This is a genomic window from Phenylobacterium sp., assembly GCF_016793285.1.
Taxonomy (GTDB): domain Bacteria; phylum Pseudomonadota; class Alphaproteobacteria; order Caulobacterales; family Caulobacteraceae; genus Phenylobacterium.
In genome coordinates this window covers 1-14,454 of the sequence record NZ_JAEUMO010000140.1, presented here as the reverse complement: position 1 = coordinate 14,454, position 14,454 = coordinate 1, and the positions used below count along the sequence as shown (strand labels likewise).

Below are 14,454 nucleotides of genomic sequence, written 5' to 3'. Positions count from 1 at the left end.
TCAGGCGTTGCGCGCCATCAGGCCGCCGTCAACGGGAATGGTGACGCCGGTGATGTAGGACGAGGCCGGCAGGCACAGGCTGAGCGTCACGTGGGCGACTTCCTCGGGGCGGCCGTAGCGGCGCATGGCGGTGCGGCGCCTGGCGAAGGTCTGCTTGTCGGCCTCGGGGATGTTCTGGGTCATGCCGGTCATGATCGGGCCGGGGCAGACGCAGTTGACCGTGATGCCTTCCGGGCCGAGCTCGACGGCCAGCGCGCGGGTGAGGCCGGTGACGCCGGCCTTGGCGGCCGAGTAGGGGCTGTCGCGGCTGGTTGCGCCCAGCGCCTCGGTGGACGCGATGTTGACGATGCGCGGGGCCCTCGACCTGCGCAGGTGGGGCAGGGCGGCGCGGATGATCCGCTGGTGGGCGGTCAGCAGCACCGAGACGGCGCGGTCCCAGACGGCGTCGTAGTCGGCCGAGTCGATCGGCGAGAAGGCCGAGATGCCGGCGTTGTTCACGACGCTGTCCAGCCCCCCGAAGCGCTCGACGACCTCGGCGATCACCCTGCGGATGGACTCGGGGTCGGAGACGTCGAGGGCCCAGGCGTGGGCGGAGAGGCCCCTGGCCGTGAGCGCGTCGGCGACGGGCTGGGCGCGATCCAGGGTGACGTCGGTGACGGCGACGTGCGCGCCGTCGGCGGCGAACACCTGCGCAGTGGCCTCGCCCATGCCGCTGCCGGCGCCGGTGACGAGGGCCACGAGGCCCCGGACGGTCCTCACGTCGGTTCTGCTTTCACTCATGTCTACCGCCCCTGAAACACCGGCTCGCGCTTCTCCATGAAGCTGGCGACGCCTTCCTTGTGATCCTCCGTCTGCATGAGCAGGCGGATCTTCTCGATGGCCCAGGCCCCGATCTCGCGCGGGTCGCCGTAGGCGTACTTGGTGAGGCCCGCCTTCAGGTGGCGCACGGCCAGCGGCGGGTTGGCGGCGATCCTGCCGGCCAGGGCGCGGGCGGCGGGCAGCAGGCCGTCGTGCGGCGTGACCTGGGTGACGAGGCCGATGCGGAGCGCCTCGGCGGCGTCGAAGATGTCGCCGGTGAAGAGCAGTTCGGCCGCCTTGGCGGGGCCGACGATGGCGGGCAGGCGGTAGAAGCCGCCCACGTCGCAGACGAGGCCGCGTTTCACGAACAGCTCGCCGAACCTCGCCTTCTCCGAGGCGACGCGGATATCGGCGAAGAGCGCCAGCTCCATGCCCCAGCCGACGGCGGCGCCGTTGACGGCGGCGATGATCGGCTTGTCGCACTCGAGCGCCGCCATGGCCGCGGGCGTGGCGGTGAAGGTCACCGGCATCGGGGCGCGGGAGACCGGTTTCGGGCCGGCCATGATCTCGCCGACGTCGTCGCCGGAGCAGAAGGCAGGGTCGGCGCCGGTCAGGATCACGCAGCGGACCTCCGGGTCGGCGGCGGCGAGGCGCAGGCTCTTCTCCAGCTCGTCGTAGGCGGGGAAGTTCAGCGCGTTGCGCCGGTGCGGCCGGTTCAGCGCGATCGTCGCGACGTGGTCTTCGAGCGTCACCAGCGTGTGCTCGAAACCGGCCGCGGTTTCCATGAGGCTGGGCATTGATGGTCCTCCCGCGGCGCATGCTTCGCCCGGCGCCGGACAAGGTCAACGGTGACGCCCGGTCACTGCGGCCGCCGACTTCCCCCGCAACGGCCCTGGCTGTAGGCTTTCGCAGAACCTGTTCTCCGGGAATTGGGAATGAGAGCTGCTTCGTTCTTCGCCGCCGCCCTGGTCCTCGCCGTTTCCGCGCCCGCGTTCTCGCAGGACGGCGCCCCGGCCCCAGCGCCGCCGTCGTCGATGGGCACGCCTTCGAACTTCCTCTCGTACAACGACATCGCGACGACGAATCTGCCGGGCTTCGAGACGCGCCGGCAGATGTGCTTCAACGGCCGCGCCGTCACCGGCGCGAACCGCGTCGGCGACCGGGTCGTGTACGTCCAGAGCCGGGGCAGCGGGATCTTCCGTCTCGAGATGTCCGAAGGCTGCGGCGCGCTGAAGGCGGCCGAGAAGCTGAGCGTCCGGTCCGCCATCGGACAGGAGGTGTGTGCGGGTGGCGCGCCGGCGACGCTGGTGCTCAAGACCGCGGCCGGCTCCAAGACGTGCAGGATCGAGCAGGTCCGGCGCCTGACCGCCACGGAGCTGGCCGCCCTGACGAGCGCCGCCGCGCGCTGAGCCCCGCACCGGCCGCGAGCCTGCCGCACGGTCAGTCTTGCCAGCCCCAGCCGGGCGGACGAAGCATGGCGCCGGACAAGCGTTCGGGAGGCGCGCATGGCGGAATTCCGCACCATCGACAGCGGCCAGGCCAGGATCCGCGTCGCCGTGGAGGGCGAGGGGCCGCTGGTCCTGATGGTCCACGGCTTTCCGGAGAGCTGGTACTCCTGGCGCCACCAGATGGGGCCGGTCGCCCAGGCGGGGTTCACGGCCGCGGCCATCGACGTGCGCGGCTATGGCGGCTCGGACAAGCCGCATCCGATCGAAGCCTACGACATGGAGAGCCTGACGGCCGACGTGGCGGGGGTCGCCAGGGCGCTGCAGCCCGATGCGCCGGCCATCCTGTTCGGCCATGACTGGGGCGCGCCGATCGTCTGGAACACCGCGCTGTCGCGGCCCGACGCGATCCGCGCCGTGGCGGGACTGTCGGTGCCGTTCACCGGGGTCCCGACCAGGCCCTTCACGGACATCTTCAAGGAGCTCTTCACCGACAAGGGCCTGTTCTTCTACCAGGCCTGGTTCCAGGAGGTCGGCCCGCCCGAGGCGGAGGCGGAGAAGGATGTCCGCGACTTCCTGCGCAAGTTCTACTTCGGCATCGCCGGCGAGGCGCCCGACGGCTCGTGGCCGATGAAGAAGCACGGCGCGAGCCTGCTGGAGGGAATGAAGGATCCGGGCCAGTTCCCCGCCTGGCTGACGGCGGCGGATCTCGACTACTACGTGGGCGAGTTCGAGCGGTCGGGCTTCCGCGGCCCGATCAGCCGCTACCGCAACCATGAGCGCGACTTCGCCTGGCTGCAGCAGTTCCAGGGCCGGAAACTGGATATGCCGACACTGCTGATCGGCGGCGACCGCGACCCGGCGTTCAACGGCTTCGGCCGCATCCCCGACCCCGGCGCGCTGATGAGGACGCAGGTCACCGACCTGCGCGGCGTCCACGTGCTGAGCGGCTGCGGCCACTGGACCCAGCAGGAGCGGCCCGCCGAGGTGAACACCCTGCTCGTCGACTGGCTGAAGGGACTCTGATCATGGCCGACCTCGAACTGCGCCAGGACGGCGACGTGATTTGGGCCACCATGAACCGGCCCGAGCGGCTGAACGCGCTGTCGCGCGGGCTGGTGAAGGACCTGCGGGAATTCTTCGTCGACCTCTACTGGCGCAAGGACGTGCGCGTGGTGGTGCTGACGGGGGCGGGCAACGCCTTCTGCGCCGGGCTGGACCTGAAGGAGACGACCGGCAGCGGCAACCGCGACGGCCGCCGCTCGATCGGCGCGGGGCTGACCAGCCAGCGCGAGATCAGCGAGATCGTGATGGCGATGCGGCGCTGCCCGCAGCCGATCGTCGCCTGCGTGAACGGCGCGGCGGCCGGCGGCGGCTTCGCGCTGGCGCTGGCCAGCGACATCCGGATCGCGACGCCGAACGTGCGCATGAACGCCGCCTTCATCCGCATCGGGCTGTCGGCCTGCGACATCGGGGTGAGCTACTTCCTGCCGCGGATGGTCGGGGCGTCGATCGCCGCCGAGTACATGCTGACCGGCCGCTTCATCGACGCCAGGCGCGGCCATGAGCTGGGACTGATCAACAAGGTCGTCGAGAAGGATCAGTTGGAGGCCGAGGCGCAGGGCTACGTCGACGACATGCTGCACGCGACCCCGCTGGGGCTGCGGCTCACCAAGGAGTGCCTGAACCACGCCATCGACGCGCAGGGACTGGAGGCCGCCATAGCGATGGAGGACCGCAACCAGATCCTGGCCAGCTCGGACGGCGACTTCGGCGAGGGCGTCGCGGCGTTCCTGGAGAAGCGCAGGCCGGTGTACTCGCGTCGGGAAGGCTGAGGGTCTGAAATGCCGCCCTCCGGGAGTGATCGTTTGAACTCACAGCCCTCTTCCTCGACGGAGGAGGGTAGGGTGGGAGGAGCAGAAGGACGGCGCTGGTGATCGAGCTCTGGCACTGCGACGACGCGCGCTCGTTCCGGCCGCTGTGGACGCTGGAGGAACTGGGGCTGCCCTACCGGCTGCACCTGCTGCCGTTCCCGCCGCGGGTGCGCGAGCCGGCGTACCTGGAGATCAATCCGCTCGGGACCATTCCGGCGATGAAGGACGGCGACACCTTCATGACCGAGAGCGCGGCCATCACGCAGTATCTCGTGACCCGCTACGGGCCGAGCGACCTGGCCGTGCCGCCCGACGATCCGGCCTATGGCGCGTGGCTGAACTGGCTGCACTTCGGCGAGGCGACGCTGACGTTCCCGCAGACGCTGGTGCTGCGCTACCGGCAGTTCGAGCCGGGGCGGGCCGAGGTGGTGGCCGACGACTACGCCAAGTGGTTCCTGAGCCGGCTGCGGCAGGTGGACCGCGCGCTGCAGAAGGGCGACTGGCTGTGCGCCGGGCGGTTCACGGCGGCCGACATTTCCGTGGGTTACGCGCTGCTGCTCGCAAAGCAGCTAAAGCTCGACGTGAAGTTCTCGCCGGCGATCCACGCCTACTGGGACCGGTTGGCGGCCCGCGACGGGTTCAAGGCCGCCAAGGCCGCGCAGAAGACGGAGGCGCAGGCGTCATGACGATCACGCTGTACGACCACCCGCTCTCGCCCTACGCCCAGAAGGTCAAGATCGCGCTGCGGGAAAAGGGCCTCCCATTCGAGACGCCGATGCCGGGCGGGCTCGGGGCCGGCGGCGCGGGCGGCGACTTCGTGGCGGCGAGCCCGCGGGCCGAGGTGCCGGCGCTGGTGGACGGCGACGTCCGCGTCTTCGATTCCACCATCATCCTGGAATACCTGGACGACGCCTATCCCGACCCGGCGATGCGGCCGGCGTCGGCGTCCGAGCGGGCGCGGGTGCGGATGCTGGAAGAGGTGATGGACACTCACTTCGAGGCCATCAACTGGGGCATCTCGGAGATCCGCTGGTTCGGCCGCGCCAAGGGCGCGGAGGCCGAGGCGCTGCTCGCGGCGGCGAAGGCGCAGACGCAGGCCTTCTACGCCTGGCTGGAGAAGCAGCTCGGCGACCGCGAGTGGTTCAACGGCGCGTCGTTCGGCTGGGGCGACCTGTCGGTGGTCCCCTACGTCAACGGCTCGGTGGGCCAGGGCAACCCGCCGGCCGCCGGCACGAAGCTGGCAACCTGGCTGGCGCGGGCCAACGCGCGCCCGTCGGTGGCCGCCTGCGTCGCCGACATCGCCGCGCTGAACGCGAACGGCCCGACCATGCCCAACGTCGCCGAGCTGGTGGAGAAGGGCCTCTTCAAGCGCGAATACCGCGATCACCGCCTGGAGTGGATGATCAAGTCCGGCGGCCTCGACGTGGTCGTGAAGGGCCTGGCGCGCGACAACATCCGCTTCGCGCCGCAGTTCGGCTGACGTGGGGACCCGTAGATGACCGCCGAGATCATCCTGCACCACTACGACACCTCGCCGTTCTCGGAGAAGGTGCGGCTGATGCTGGGCATCAAGGGCCTGGCGTGGCGCTCGGTGATCCAGCCGGTGATCATGCCGAAGCCGGAGCTGATCCCGCTGACCGGCGGCTACCGCCGCATCCCCGTGATGCAGATCGGGGCCGACGTCTACTGCGACAGCCAGGTGATCCTGGCCGAGATCGAGCGGCGGCATCCGAAACCGCCGGTGGCGCGCGGCGCCGACTGGGCGGTGAACCTCTGGGCGGACCGCATGTGGTTCCAGTCGTCGGTGGCGGTGATCTTCGCCGAGATCGGGGACAACATCCCCAAGGCGTTCGCCGACGACCGCGAGAAGCTGTCGGGCCGGCCGTTCGACGTGGCGGCGATGAAGGCCGCAGCCCCGTTCGCGCGGGCGCAGTGGCGGGCGTTCGCGGCGTGGCTGGAGGACGGCCTGGGCGGCGGCGATTTCCTGGGCGGCGCGACACCGTCGCTGGCCGACGTCGCAGCCTGGATGAACGTCTGGTGGGCGGGCGGGGCGGCGCGCAGGACGACCGACGAACTGCTGGCGGGCTTCGACCGCACCAGGGCCTGGGCCGAGCGGGTGCGCGGCATCGGCCACGGCAGGCGCAGCGAGATGCCGCCGGCGGAGGCGCTGGCCGTCGCGGCGAGGTCGGAACCCAGCGACGACGTGGCCTGCGATCCGAACGACCCGTCGGGCGTGAGGAAGGGCGACCGGGTGGTCGTCCAGGCCGACGACTACGGGCGCGACCCCGTCGAGGGCGTGCTCGTGGGGCTCTCCAGAGACCGCGTGACCCTGGCCCGCGAATGCGGCGAGCTGGACGTCGCGCATGTGCATTTCCCGCGCGCCGGCTACGTTCTGGCGAAGCGCTGAAGAGAGGACCGAGACGATGAACGACCGCGTGAGCATCACCATCGAAGGCGGCGTCGCCGACGTGCGCCTCAACCGCGCCGACAAGATGAACGCCCTGGACAACGCCATGTTCGAGGGGCTGATCCAGGCCGGCGAGCGGCTGAAGCGCGAGCCGGGCCTGCGGGCCGTGGTGCTCTCGGGCGACGGCAAGTCGTTCTGCGCGGGCCTGGACACGTCGAACTTCGGCGCGATGGCGTCGGGCGCCCGCTCCGGGGGGCAGAGCAGCGCGGGCGGCGATCTCGTCACCGCCAACCGCACGGCCGGCGGCTCGAACCGGGCGCAGCACGCGGTGATGGTCTGGCGCGAGATCCCGGTGCCGGTGATCGCGGCGGTGCATGGCGTGGCCTACGGCGGCGGCTACCAGTTGCAGCTCTCGGCCGACCTGCGCTTCGTCACGCCGGACGCGAAGCTGTCGGTGTTCGAGATCCGCTGGGGCCTGATCCCCGACATGGCCGGCATGGCGCTGCTGCGCGGTCTGGTGCGCGACGACGTGGCCCGGGACCTGACCTACTCGGGCCGGATCTTCTCGGGCGAGGAGGCGTTGCAGATGGGCCTCGCGACCCGCGTCTGCGCCGACCCGCACGCCGAGGCGCTGGCCTATGCGAGGGAGGTCGCCGCCAAGAACCCGCACGCGATCCGCGCGGCGAAGCGGCTGCTGAACATGGCCGACGAGGCCGGCAAGTCCGAGATCCTGATCGAGGAGAGCCGCGAGCAGGTGGCGCTGATCAGCTCGCCGAACCAGGTGGAGGCCGTGATGGCCAACATGCAGAAGCGGGCGCCGAGCTTCGCCGACACCGAGGTCGAGACGCCGGCGCCGGTTCCGTTCGGCGCCTCGCAGTAGGCGCGCCTCCCCGGCTTCAGCCGCGGCCGATGAACGGCATCTGCGTGGCCATCACGGTCATGAACTGCACGTTGGCGGAAAGCGGCAGGCCGGCCATGTAGACGACGGCGTCGGCGACGGCCTGGACGTCCATGGTGGGCTCCGGCTTCAGCGTGCCGTCGGCCTGGGGTACGCCGCCGGCCATGCGGGCGGTCATCGGAGTGGCGGCGTTGCCGATGTCGATCTGGCCGCAGGCGATGTCGTAGGCGCGGCCGTCCAGCGCGGTGGAGCGGGTCAGGCCGGTGATCGCGTGCTTGGTGGCGGTGTAGGCGATCGAGCGGGGACGCGGGGCGTGGGCCGAGATCGAGCCGTTGTTGATGATGCGCCCGCCGCGGGGGTCCTGATCCTTCATCAGCCGGAACGCGGCGCGGGTGCAGAGGAACGCGCCCGTCAGGTTGACGTCGACGACGCGCTTCCAGTGTTCGAGGCTGTGGTCCTCCAGGGGCGTGGGCGGGGCGCCCGAGCCCGCGTTGTTGAACACCAGGTCGAGGCGGCCGAAGCGATCCTTCGTGGCCGCGAAGAGCGCATCGACCGAGGCTTCCTCGGCGACGTCGGTCGGGTGGACCAGGCACGGCGCGCCTTCGCCCAGCGCCGCGGTCCCGGCCAGTTCCGCCTCGCGGCGGCCGGCCAGGGCGACGGACCATCCGCAATTGAGTAGCGCCAGGGACACAGCCCGCCCTATCCCTGTGCCTGCGCCGGTGACGATCGCGACCTTAGCCATTGCGCTCTCCCTCGGGCGTCAGTAGCCCTCCTGCCCTGGCCGCACCACACCTACGAGAGATCATGCCCGCTCTGCCGCCCCCTCCGGCCGACGTCGAGATCGTGATCGTCCACCCGCCGCGGCTGGCGCCGCTGGGGGGCGACGCCGCGTTCAGCGCGGTGCAGATCCTGCCCGCGGCGCTCCGTGCGGAGCCGCGCCTGGACGAGGCCCTGAAGACCGCGCCCGGCGTCTCCCTGTTCCGCCGCACGAACTCGGGCGCCGCCAATCCGACGACGCAGGGCCTGTCGCTGCGCGCGATCGCGCCGTCGGGCGCCGGTCGGGCGCTGGTGACGCTGGACGGCGCGCCGCAGAACGACCCGTTCGGCGGCTGGGTGATCTGGAGCGCGCTGCCGAGCGAGGGAATCGAGAGCGCCAACGTGATCCGCGGCGCCGGCTCGGGACCTTACGGCGCGGGCGCCCTGACGGGGGTCATCGCGCTGTCGGAACGCGGCGCGGGCGAGGGGGTGGCGGTGGCCGAGCTTTCGGCCGGCGAACGCGAGAGCTTCCGGGCCGCGGCGTCGGGCGGCGGGCCGGGCTGGCTGCTGACGGCGGCGGCGTCGCACACCGACGGCTACTACGCCGTGCGCGGACCCCGTCGCGGGGCGGCGGACGAGAAGCTGAAGCTGGGCGACGGCTCTGTGGCGCTGAGGCTCCAGCACGACTTCGGCGGCATCGAGACGGCGCTGCGGCTCGGCGCGTTCACGGTGCGCCAGAACGCGGGGTTGCGCGGGGCGCGCTCCAACGCCTCGGGCACGAACGCGACGCTGACCCTGGCGCAGCCGGCGAGCGAGGGCGTCGGCGGGTGGCGATTGCAGGGCTGGGTGCGCACGTCGGACCTGGAGAACAGTTCGGTGGCGGTGGCCGCCAACCGCGCGACGACGACGCCCGCCAACGACCAGTACTCGACCCCGGCGCGCGGCTACGGCGTCAACGCCGCCTGGCAGTGGATGCAGGGGCCGGCGGCGCTGGAGGTCGGCGTCGACGCGCGCCTCACCGACGGGACCGAGCGGGAGAAGTTCCGGTTCCTCAACGGGACCTTCACGCGGCTGCGCGAGGCGGGCGGCAAGACCTCGGTGGTCGGGGCTTACGCCGAGGCGGCGCTGGACGAAGGCCCGTGGCTGGTGACCGGCGGCGTCCGCCTCGACCGCAGCCGCGCCTACGACGCCCAGCGGCTGGAGCGTGACGCGCAGACCGGCGCGACGACGCTGAACCTGGCGACGCCGAACCGCTCGGATACGACCCCGACGGGCCGCCTCGGCGTGCGCTACGAGGCGGCGGACGGGATCTACGTCCGCGGCGCGGCCTACGCAGGCTTCCGGCCGCCGACGTTGAACGAGCTGCACCGGCCGTTCCGGGTCGGCAACGACATCACCGAGGCCAACCCGGACCTGAAGCCCGAGACGCTGACGGGCATCGAGGCGGGGCTGGACGGCGAGGGGCCGGTCCGCTGGCGCGGGACGGTGTTCTACAACCGGCTGAAGGACCCGATCACCAACGTGACCCTGCTGGTGGGCCCGGCGACGCATCCGGTGGCCGGCGTGATCCCGGCGGGCGGCACTCTGCGGCAGCGTCAGAACGCCGGCGCGATCGAGGCCTGGGGCGTCGAGGGCGAGGCGTTCGGTGCGGTGGCCGAGGCGGCGACCTGGCGCGCGGCCTTCGCCTACACCGACGCCGAGGTGCATGGCGGGACGAGTGCGCCGCAACTGACGGGCCTGCGCCCGGCGCAGACGCCGAAGTGGACCGTGACGAGCGGGATCGACTGGCGGGTGGCGGAGGCCGTGCGGCTCTCGGCGGACCTGCGCTACGAGAGCATGCGCTTCGAGGACGACCTTAACAGCCGCCGGCTTGGCGCGGGCGTGCAGCTCGACGCGCGGGCGACCTGGCGGTTCGCGCCGAACGTCGAGGCCTTCGCGGCCGCCGAGAACCTGGCCGGCGGCAAGCTGGAGGTCGGCGAGACGGCCGACGGCGTCGAGAGCTATGCCGCGCCGCGCACCTTCCGCGTGGGCTTCACGTATCGTCGGTAGGCGCTAGCATCGCCTGGCTCCGGGGAGGATGCGATGCAGCCGATCGACTATCCCAAGGCGCTGGGGACGGCGGTCCTGGTCCTGGCGCTGAACATGCTGGTCACGACGGCGGCGATCTTCGCCTGGTCGCTGCTGGTCGATCCGGGCCATGAGGCGGCCTACTATCAGGCGGGCGCGCCGAAGATCGCGGCCCTGACGGCGCCGCTCGGCGGCGCGGCGCTGCTTTGCCTGGCGAGTTGGGTTCTCGGCCGCCGGCGGCCCGGGCGGCACGCGCTGCTGTTCGCGGCGACGATCTGGGCGGCCTACGCCGTCATCGACATCGCCGTGGGCCTGCCGATGGCGACGCCGGCGCAACTGTTCACGCCGGTGTTCGCCGTCTCGCTGGGCGCGGGGCTGCTGGCGTCCCTGATCGGCGGTTCGCTGGCGGCGCGCCGCGACGCCGCGGCGGGCTGAGCGGCCCCCTACGCGGGCGCGTCCGGGAACAACTCCTCATGGCGACGGCAGATCGTCGGCCACAGGGCCGCGGCCTGCGGCAGCTCCAACTCGAACTCGCGCGCCAGCAGTGCCACGAAGGCGTCGGGGTCTGGGATCAGATGCTCGTCCTTGCGGTCGGCCTTCACGCGGCGGAAGAGCCGCCCGCGCAGCATCCGGATCTCGTCGGGCATGTGCCGCTGCGCGATGGCGACCATGACGAACGGCGATTGCGGCGAGGTCTGGAGTTCGCCGCACACCCGGGCCAGCAGCGCCGGATCGGCCGGCCGCGTCGTGAAGTCGAAACTCGGAGCGCCGCCCAGGGGGTGGTTGTGGAAGCGCCACCACCCGGCGTCTAGCTGCTCGAGCCTGTAGGCGTAACCATCTGAGATCACGGGGCCTTCGCGCAGGGGGAAGGGCTCCCGCGGGCCGTCGCCGAAACCCACGTCGGCGATCCAGGGTTCGCCGTTCACGTCGACCATCAGCACGAGATGGTTGCCGACCGCGTCGTCGCCCCGCGTGGCCCGATGCACGCCCCCCGCCAGCCGGGTGACCTCGAAGCCGATCGCGTCCAGCGCCGCGCCGAGGACGCCGTTCATCTCGTAGCACCAGCCGCCGCGGCCGCGCCGGACGATCTTGTCGAACGCGGCGGCCGGGTCGGGGGTCAGCGGGGTTCCGAACTGGACGTCGAAGCTCTCGTAGCTGACGCCGAGCGCGTGCGCGCGATGCACCGCCCTGAGCGTCGCCAGGTCGGGCCGGGCGTCGCCCGTGTAGCCGATGCGGTCGAAGTAGGCCTGCAGGTCCATGCGGCAGAGGTAAGGGCGGGTGCGGGGCGTCGCCAGAGCCATTCGACGGCGTCGCGGCGGTCCACTTCGCGTTTGGCGCGCCAGCGGTTAGTCTGATCGAAACAACGGTATGGGGCGGAAGCGATGGCGATCGACCAGGCGATGAGCCGGCGGCTGGTGCTGGGAACGGGCGCAGGCGCGCTCATCGCGCCGACGGCGTTCGCGCAGGCGGCCGGGCCGGTGGTCGAGACCGCGGCCGGCAAGGTGCGGGGCTACGAGGCGGGCGGCGTGAAGGTCTTCAAGGCGATACCCTATGGCGACACGACGGCCGGCGCGAACCGCTTCATGCCGCCGAAGCCGCCGAAGTCCTGGACCGGCGTGAGGGACTGCCTCGTCTACGGCCCGGCGACGGCGCAGGGCAGCGGCGCGACGCCGGGGCGGGCCGTGGGGCCCTATCCCAGCCTCTATCGCGGCGCGCCCGAGGCGCAGAGCGAGGACTGTCTGATCCTGAACGTCTGGACGCCGGCGACCGACCAGGCGAAGCGGCCGGTGATGTTCTGGATCCACGGCGGCGGCTTCTCGACCGGCTCGGGTTCGTCGCCGTGGTACGACGGGACCAACGTGGCGCGGAAGCAGGATGTGGTGGTCGTGACGATCAACCACCGCCTGAACGTCTTCGGCTACTGCCATCTGGGCGGCCTCGATCCCCGGTTCGCCGACAGCTCCAACGTGGGCACGCTGGACTGCATCGCGGCGCTGCGCTGGGTGCGCGACAACATCGAACGGTTCGGCGGCGATCCCCGGCGGGTGATGGTGCATGGCCAGTCGGGCGGTGGGCGCAAGACGACGATGGTGCTGAGCACGACGCCGGCGCAGGGCTCTACCAGCGCGCGGTGGTGCAGAGCGGCTCGCAGATCCGCGTCGACAGCCTCGAGAGCGGCGACGCCAAGGCGCGGCGGCTGCTGAAGGCGCTCGACATCGCGCCCAGCGACGCGGCGCACTTGCAGGAGGTCCCGCTGCCGGCCCTGCAGGCGGCGCAGGCCAAGGCGATGGGGCCGGACGAGCAATGGATGCCGGTCGCCGGCACGCCCAGCCTGCCGACGCATCCGTTCGATCCCGCCGCGCCGGCGATGTCGCGGAACGTGCCGGTGATGATCGGGACGTGCCGCACCGAGCAGTCGGGCTTCCTGGGCGTGAATCCGGCGATGGACACGCTGTCGGACACAGACCTGCCGAAGCATCTGGAGCGCTGGCAGAAGGGGGAGGGCGAGGCGCTGGCGAAGGCCTACAGAGGCTTCTTCCCCGGCCGTTCGAACGCCGAACTGCTCTACATGGCCGCGACGGATCGCAGCTACTTCCTGGACTCGACGATCCAGGCGGGGATGCGGGCCGACGCGGGCGGCGCGAAGACCTACTACTACAGCTTCGAACGGCCGACGCCGGTGGCGGACGGGCGCTACTTCGTGCCCCACGCCGAGGAGATCCCCTTCGTCTTCGACAGCCTGAAGCACGGCGAGGGGATCGTGGGACCGCTGACGCGAGAAGCGCAGGCGCTGGCCGACAAGGTCTCTGCGCTCTGGGCCAGTTTCGCCCGCGACGGGGCGCCCAGCGCGCCGGGCGTGCCGAAGTGGACGCCGTATGACAGCCAGACCCGGCCGACGATGGTGCTGGACGACACCTGCCGGATGGTGAGCGACGTCCGCGCCGAACAGCGCAAGCTGATGCTGGGCTACGGCTCGCAGCAGATGGCGAACGGGCGGGGCTAGGCGTTCGCTTCCAGGAACCTCAGGACAGCGACCTCGAAGGCGCGAGGGCTCAACGTCGGCTTCAGGTCCAGCCGGCCCTTCTCGTAGGCCCTGAGCACGGCCGGGTGGATGTAGGCGCTGCGGGCGACGGCGGCGGTGTTGCCCAGGAGGCCGGCGACGGCCTTCACGCAGGTGTGGAGGTTGCGCTTCGCGGCGGCGACGTCGGCGCATTCGGGCATGACCAGGGTGCGGGCGGCCGCGACGGTGCCGGCCCAGGTGCGGAAGTCCTTGGCCGAGAAGTCCCCGCCCATGGCCTCGCGAATGTAGGCGTTGACGTCGGCGCTCTCGACGGCGCGCCGCCGGCCGTCGTCGTCGAGGTACTGGAAGAGGCGCTGGCCGGGCACGTCCTGGCAGGCCTTCACCACGCGGGCGAGGCGGGCGTCGTTGAACCCGGTGACATGGGCCTTGCCGCTCTTGCCCCTGAACTCGAAGCGCGCCCTGCCGCCGGCGATCTTCACGTGGCGGTCGCGCAGCGTGGTCAGGCCGAAGCTCCGGTTGGCGCGGGCGTACTCTTCGTTGCCGACGCGGACGAGCGTGGCCTCCATCACGCGGACGACGGCGGCCAGCACCTTTTCGCGGGGCAGGCCGCGGCGGGCGAGGTCGGCCGCGACGCGGCGGCGGAGCCTGGGCAGGGCGCGGCCGAAGGCCGTGAGGCGGCCGTACTTGGCCTCGCCGCGGGTCGCGCTCCAGCGCGGGTGGTAGCGGTACTGCTTGCGGTCCCGCCGGTCGCGGCCGGTGGCCTGGATGTGGCCGTTGGCCTTGGGGCTGATCCAGACGTCGGTCCAGGCGGGCGGGATGACGATGGCGCGGATGCGCTCCAGGGTCTTCGGGTCGGTGACGGATTTCCCCTGCGCGTCGCGGTAGCCGAAGCCGTGGCGGGCCGGCCTGCGCCGGATGCCGGGATCCTGGTCGCTCACGTAGGAGAGGCCCTGCGGCCTCTCCGGCACGCTCCTGTCGTCGGCCATCCCGAACCCCTCTTCGAGCGGGGCCGCAACGTGGTATGCGCGAAGCCGGTTCCGGAGCCCTCGACTTGAACTACCGCCACGCCTTCCATGCCGGGAACTTCGCCGACCTGGTGAAGCACGCCGCGCTGCTGCGCCTGCTGGCCGAGCTGACGAAGGGCGGCGGGCCCCTGACCGTGATCGACACGCACGCCGGGCGCGGGC

At 71.7% G+C, this 14,454-nt stretch carries 14 protein-coding genes and 2 pseudogenes; 11 read left to right on the top strand and 5 right to left on the bottom strand.

What is annotated here, in order from left to right:
* A complete protein-coding gene (locus JNL41_RS13245) occupies window positions 1-780 on the bottom strand; it encodes an SDR family NAD(P)-dependent oxidoreductase (protein ID WP_293475645.1) in 780 nt (259 codons plus the stop codon).
* Between the two features lie 2 nt (window positions 781-782).
* Complete coding sequence (locus JNL41_RS13240) at window positions 783-1,595, bottom strand: enoyl-CoA hydratase-related protein (RefSeq protein WP_293475643.1); 813 nt, start codon at window positions 1,593-1,595, stop codon at window positions 783-785.
* Window positions 1,596-1,733: 138 nt separating this feature from the next.
* Between JNL41_RS13240 and JNL41_RS13235 the strand changes: the two genes are divergently transcribed.
* The 7 genes from JNL41_RS13235 to JNL41_RS13205 all read left to right on the top strand — a co-directional run bounded on the left by JNL41_RS13235 (window position 1,734) and on the right by JNL41_RS13205 (window position 7,404).
* Complete coding sequence (locus JNL41_RS13235; protein WP_293475641.1) at window positions 1,734-2,207, top strand: DUF6491 family protein; 474 nt, start codon at window positions 1,734-1,736, stop codon at window positions 2,205-2,207.
* A 96-nt stretch (window positions 2,208-2,303) separates the two neighbouring features.
* A complete protein-coding gene (locus JNL41_RS13230) occupies window positions 2,304-3,269 on the top strand; it encodes an alpha/beta hydrolase (protein WP_293475640.1) in 966 nt (321 codons plus the stop codon).
* Between the two features lie 2 nt (window positions 3,270-3,271).
* Window positions 3,272-4,078, top strand: coding sequence for an enoyl-CoA hydratase/isomerase family protein (locus JNL41_RS13225; protein ID WP_293475639.1), 807 nt, complete (start codon window positions 3,272-3,274; stop codon window positions 4,076-4,078).
* Between the two features lie 98 nt (window positions 4,079-4,176).
* On the top strand, window positions 4,177-4,803 hold the full coding sequence (locus JNL41_RS13220; RefSeq protein WP_293475638.1) for a glutathione S-transferase family protein: 627 nt from the start codon (window positions 4,177-4,179) through the stop codon (window positions 4,801-4,803).
* Complete coding sequence (locus JNL41_RS13215; protein WP_293475637.1) at window positions 4,800-5,597, top strand: glutathione S-transferase family protein; 798 nt, start codon at window positions 4,800-4,802, stop codon at window positions 5,595-5,597. The genes JNL41_RS13220 and JNL41_RS13215 overlap by 4 nt, the downstream gene beginning before the upstream one ends.
* A 15-nt stretch (window positions 5,598-5,612) precedes the next feature.
* On the top strand, window positions 5,613-6,524 hold the full coding sequence (locus JNL41_RS13210) for a glutathione S-transferase (protein WP_293475636.1): 912 nt from the start codon (window positions 5,613-5,615) through the stop codon (window positions 6,522-6,524).
* 16 nt (window positions 6,525-6,540) lie between these two features.
* Window positions 6,541-7,404, top strand: coding sequence for a crotonase/enoyl-CoA hydratase family protein (locus JNL41_RS13205; protein ID WP_293475635.1), 864 nt, complete (start codon window positions 6,541-6,543; stop codon window positions 7,402-7,404).
* A gap of 16 nt (window positions 7,405-7,420) precedes the next feature.
* Here JNL41_RS13205 and JNL41_RS13200 read toward each other — a convergent pair whose 3' ends face one another.
* A complete protein-coding gene (locus JNL41_RS13200) occupies window positions 7,421-8,164 on the bottom strand; it encodes an SDR family oxidoreductase (protein WP_293475634.1) in 744 nt (247 codons plus the stop codon).
* 62 nt (window positions 8,165-8,226) lie between these two features.
* On the opposite strand from JNL41_RS13200, the gene JNL41_RS13195 reads away from it, so the two are divergent.
* Together JNL41_RS13195 and JNL41_RS13190 are read left to right on the top strand one after the other, a co-directional pair.
* Window positions 8,227-10,227 (top strand): TonB-dependent receptor, encoded by a 2,001-nt coding sequence (locus tag JNL41_RS13195; RefSeq protein ID WP_293475633.1) that lies wholly within the window; start codon window positions 8,227-8,229, stop codon window positions 10,225-10,227.
* 33 nt (window positions 10,228-10,260) lie between these two features.
* Complete coding sequence (locus tag JNL41_RS13190; RefSeq protein ID WP_293475632.1) at window positions 10,261-10,680, top strand: hypothetical protein; 420 nt, start codon at window positions 10,261-10,263, stop codon at window positions 10,678-10,680.
* A gap of 8 nt (window positions 10,681-10,688) precedes the next feature.
* Here JNL41_RS13190 and JNL41_RS13185 read toward each other — a convergent pair whose 3' ends face one another.
* Complete coding sequence (locus JNL41_RS13185; RefSeq protein WP_293475631.1) at window positions 10,689-11,546, bottom strand: arylamine N-acetyltransferase; 858 nt, start codon at window positions 11,544-11,546, stop codon at window positions 10,689-10,691.
* A gap of 81 nt (window positions 11,547-11,627) precedes the next feature.
* Here JNL41_RS13185 and JNL41_RS22570 point away from each other — a divergent pair.
* Window positions 11,628-13,249, top strand: a pseudogene (locus tag JNL41_RS22570) (carboxylesterase family protein).
* On the opposite strand, the gene JNL41_RS13170 reads toward JNL41_RS22570, so the two are convergent.
* Window positions 13,246-14,253, bottom strand: coding sequence for a DNA topoisomerase IB (locus JNL41_RS13170; protein ID WP_293475628.1), 1,008 nt, complete (start codon window positions 14,251-14,253; stop codon window positions 13,246-13,248). The pseudogene JNL41_RS22570 and the gene JNL41_RS13170 overlap by 4 nt on opposite strands.
* A 65-nt stretch (window positions 14,254-14,318) precedes the next feature.
* Here JNL41_RS13170 and JNL41_RS13165 point away from each other — a divergent pair.
* Window positions 14,319-14,454: pseudogene (locus tag JNL41_RS13165) on the top strand (23S rRNA (adenine(2030)-N(6))-methyltransferase RlmJ); the annotation flags it as partial.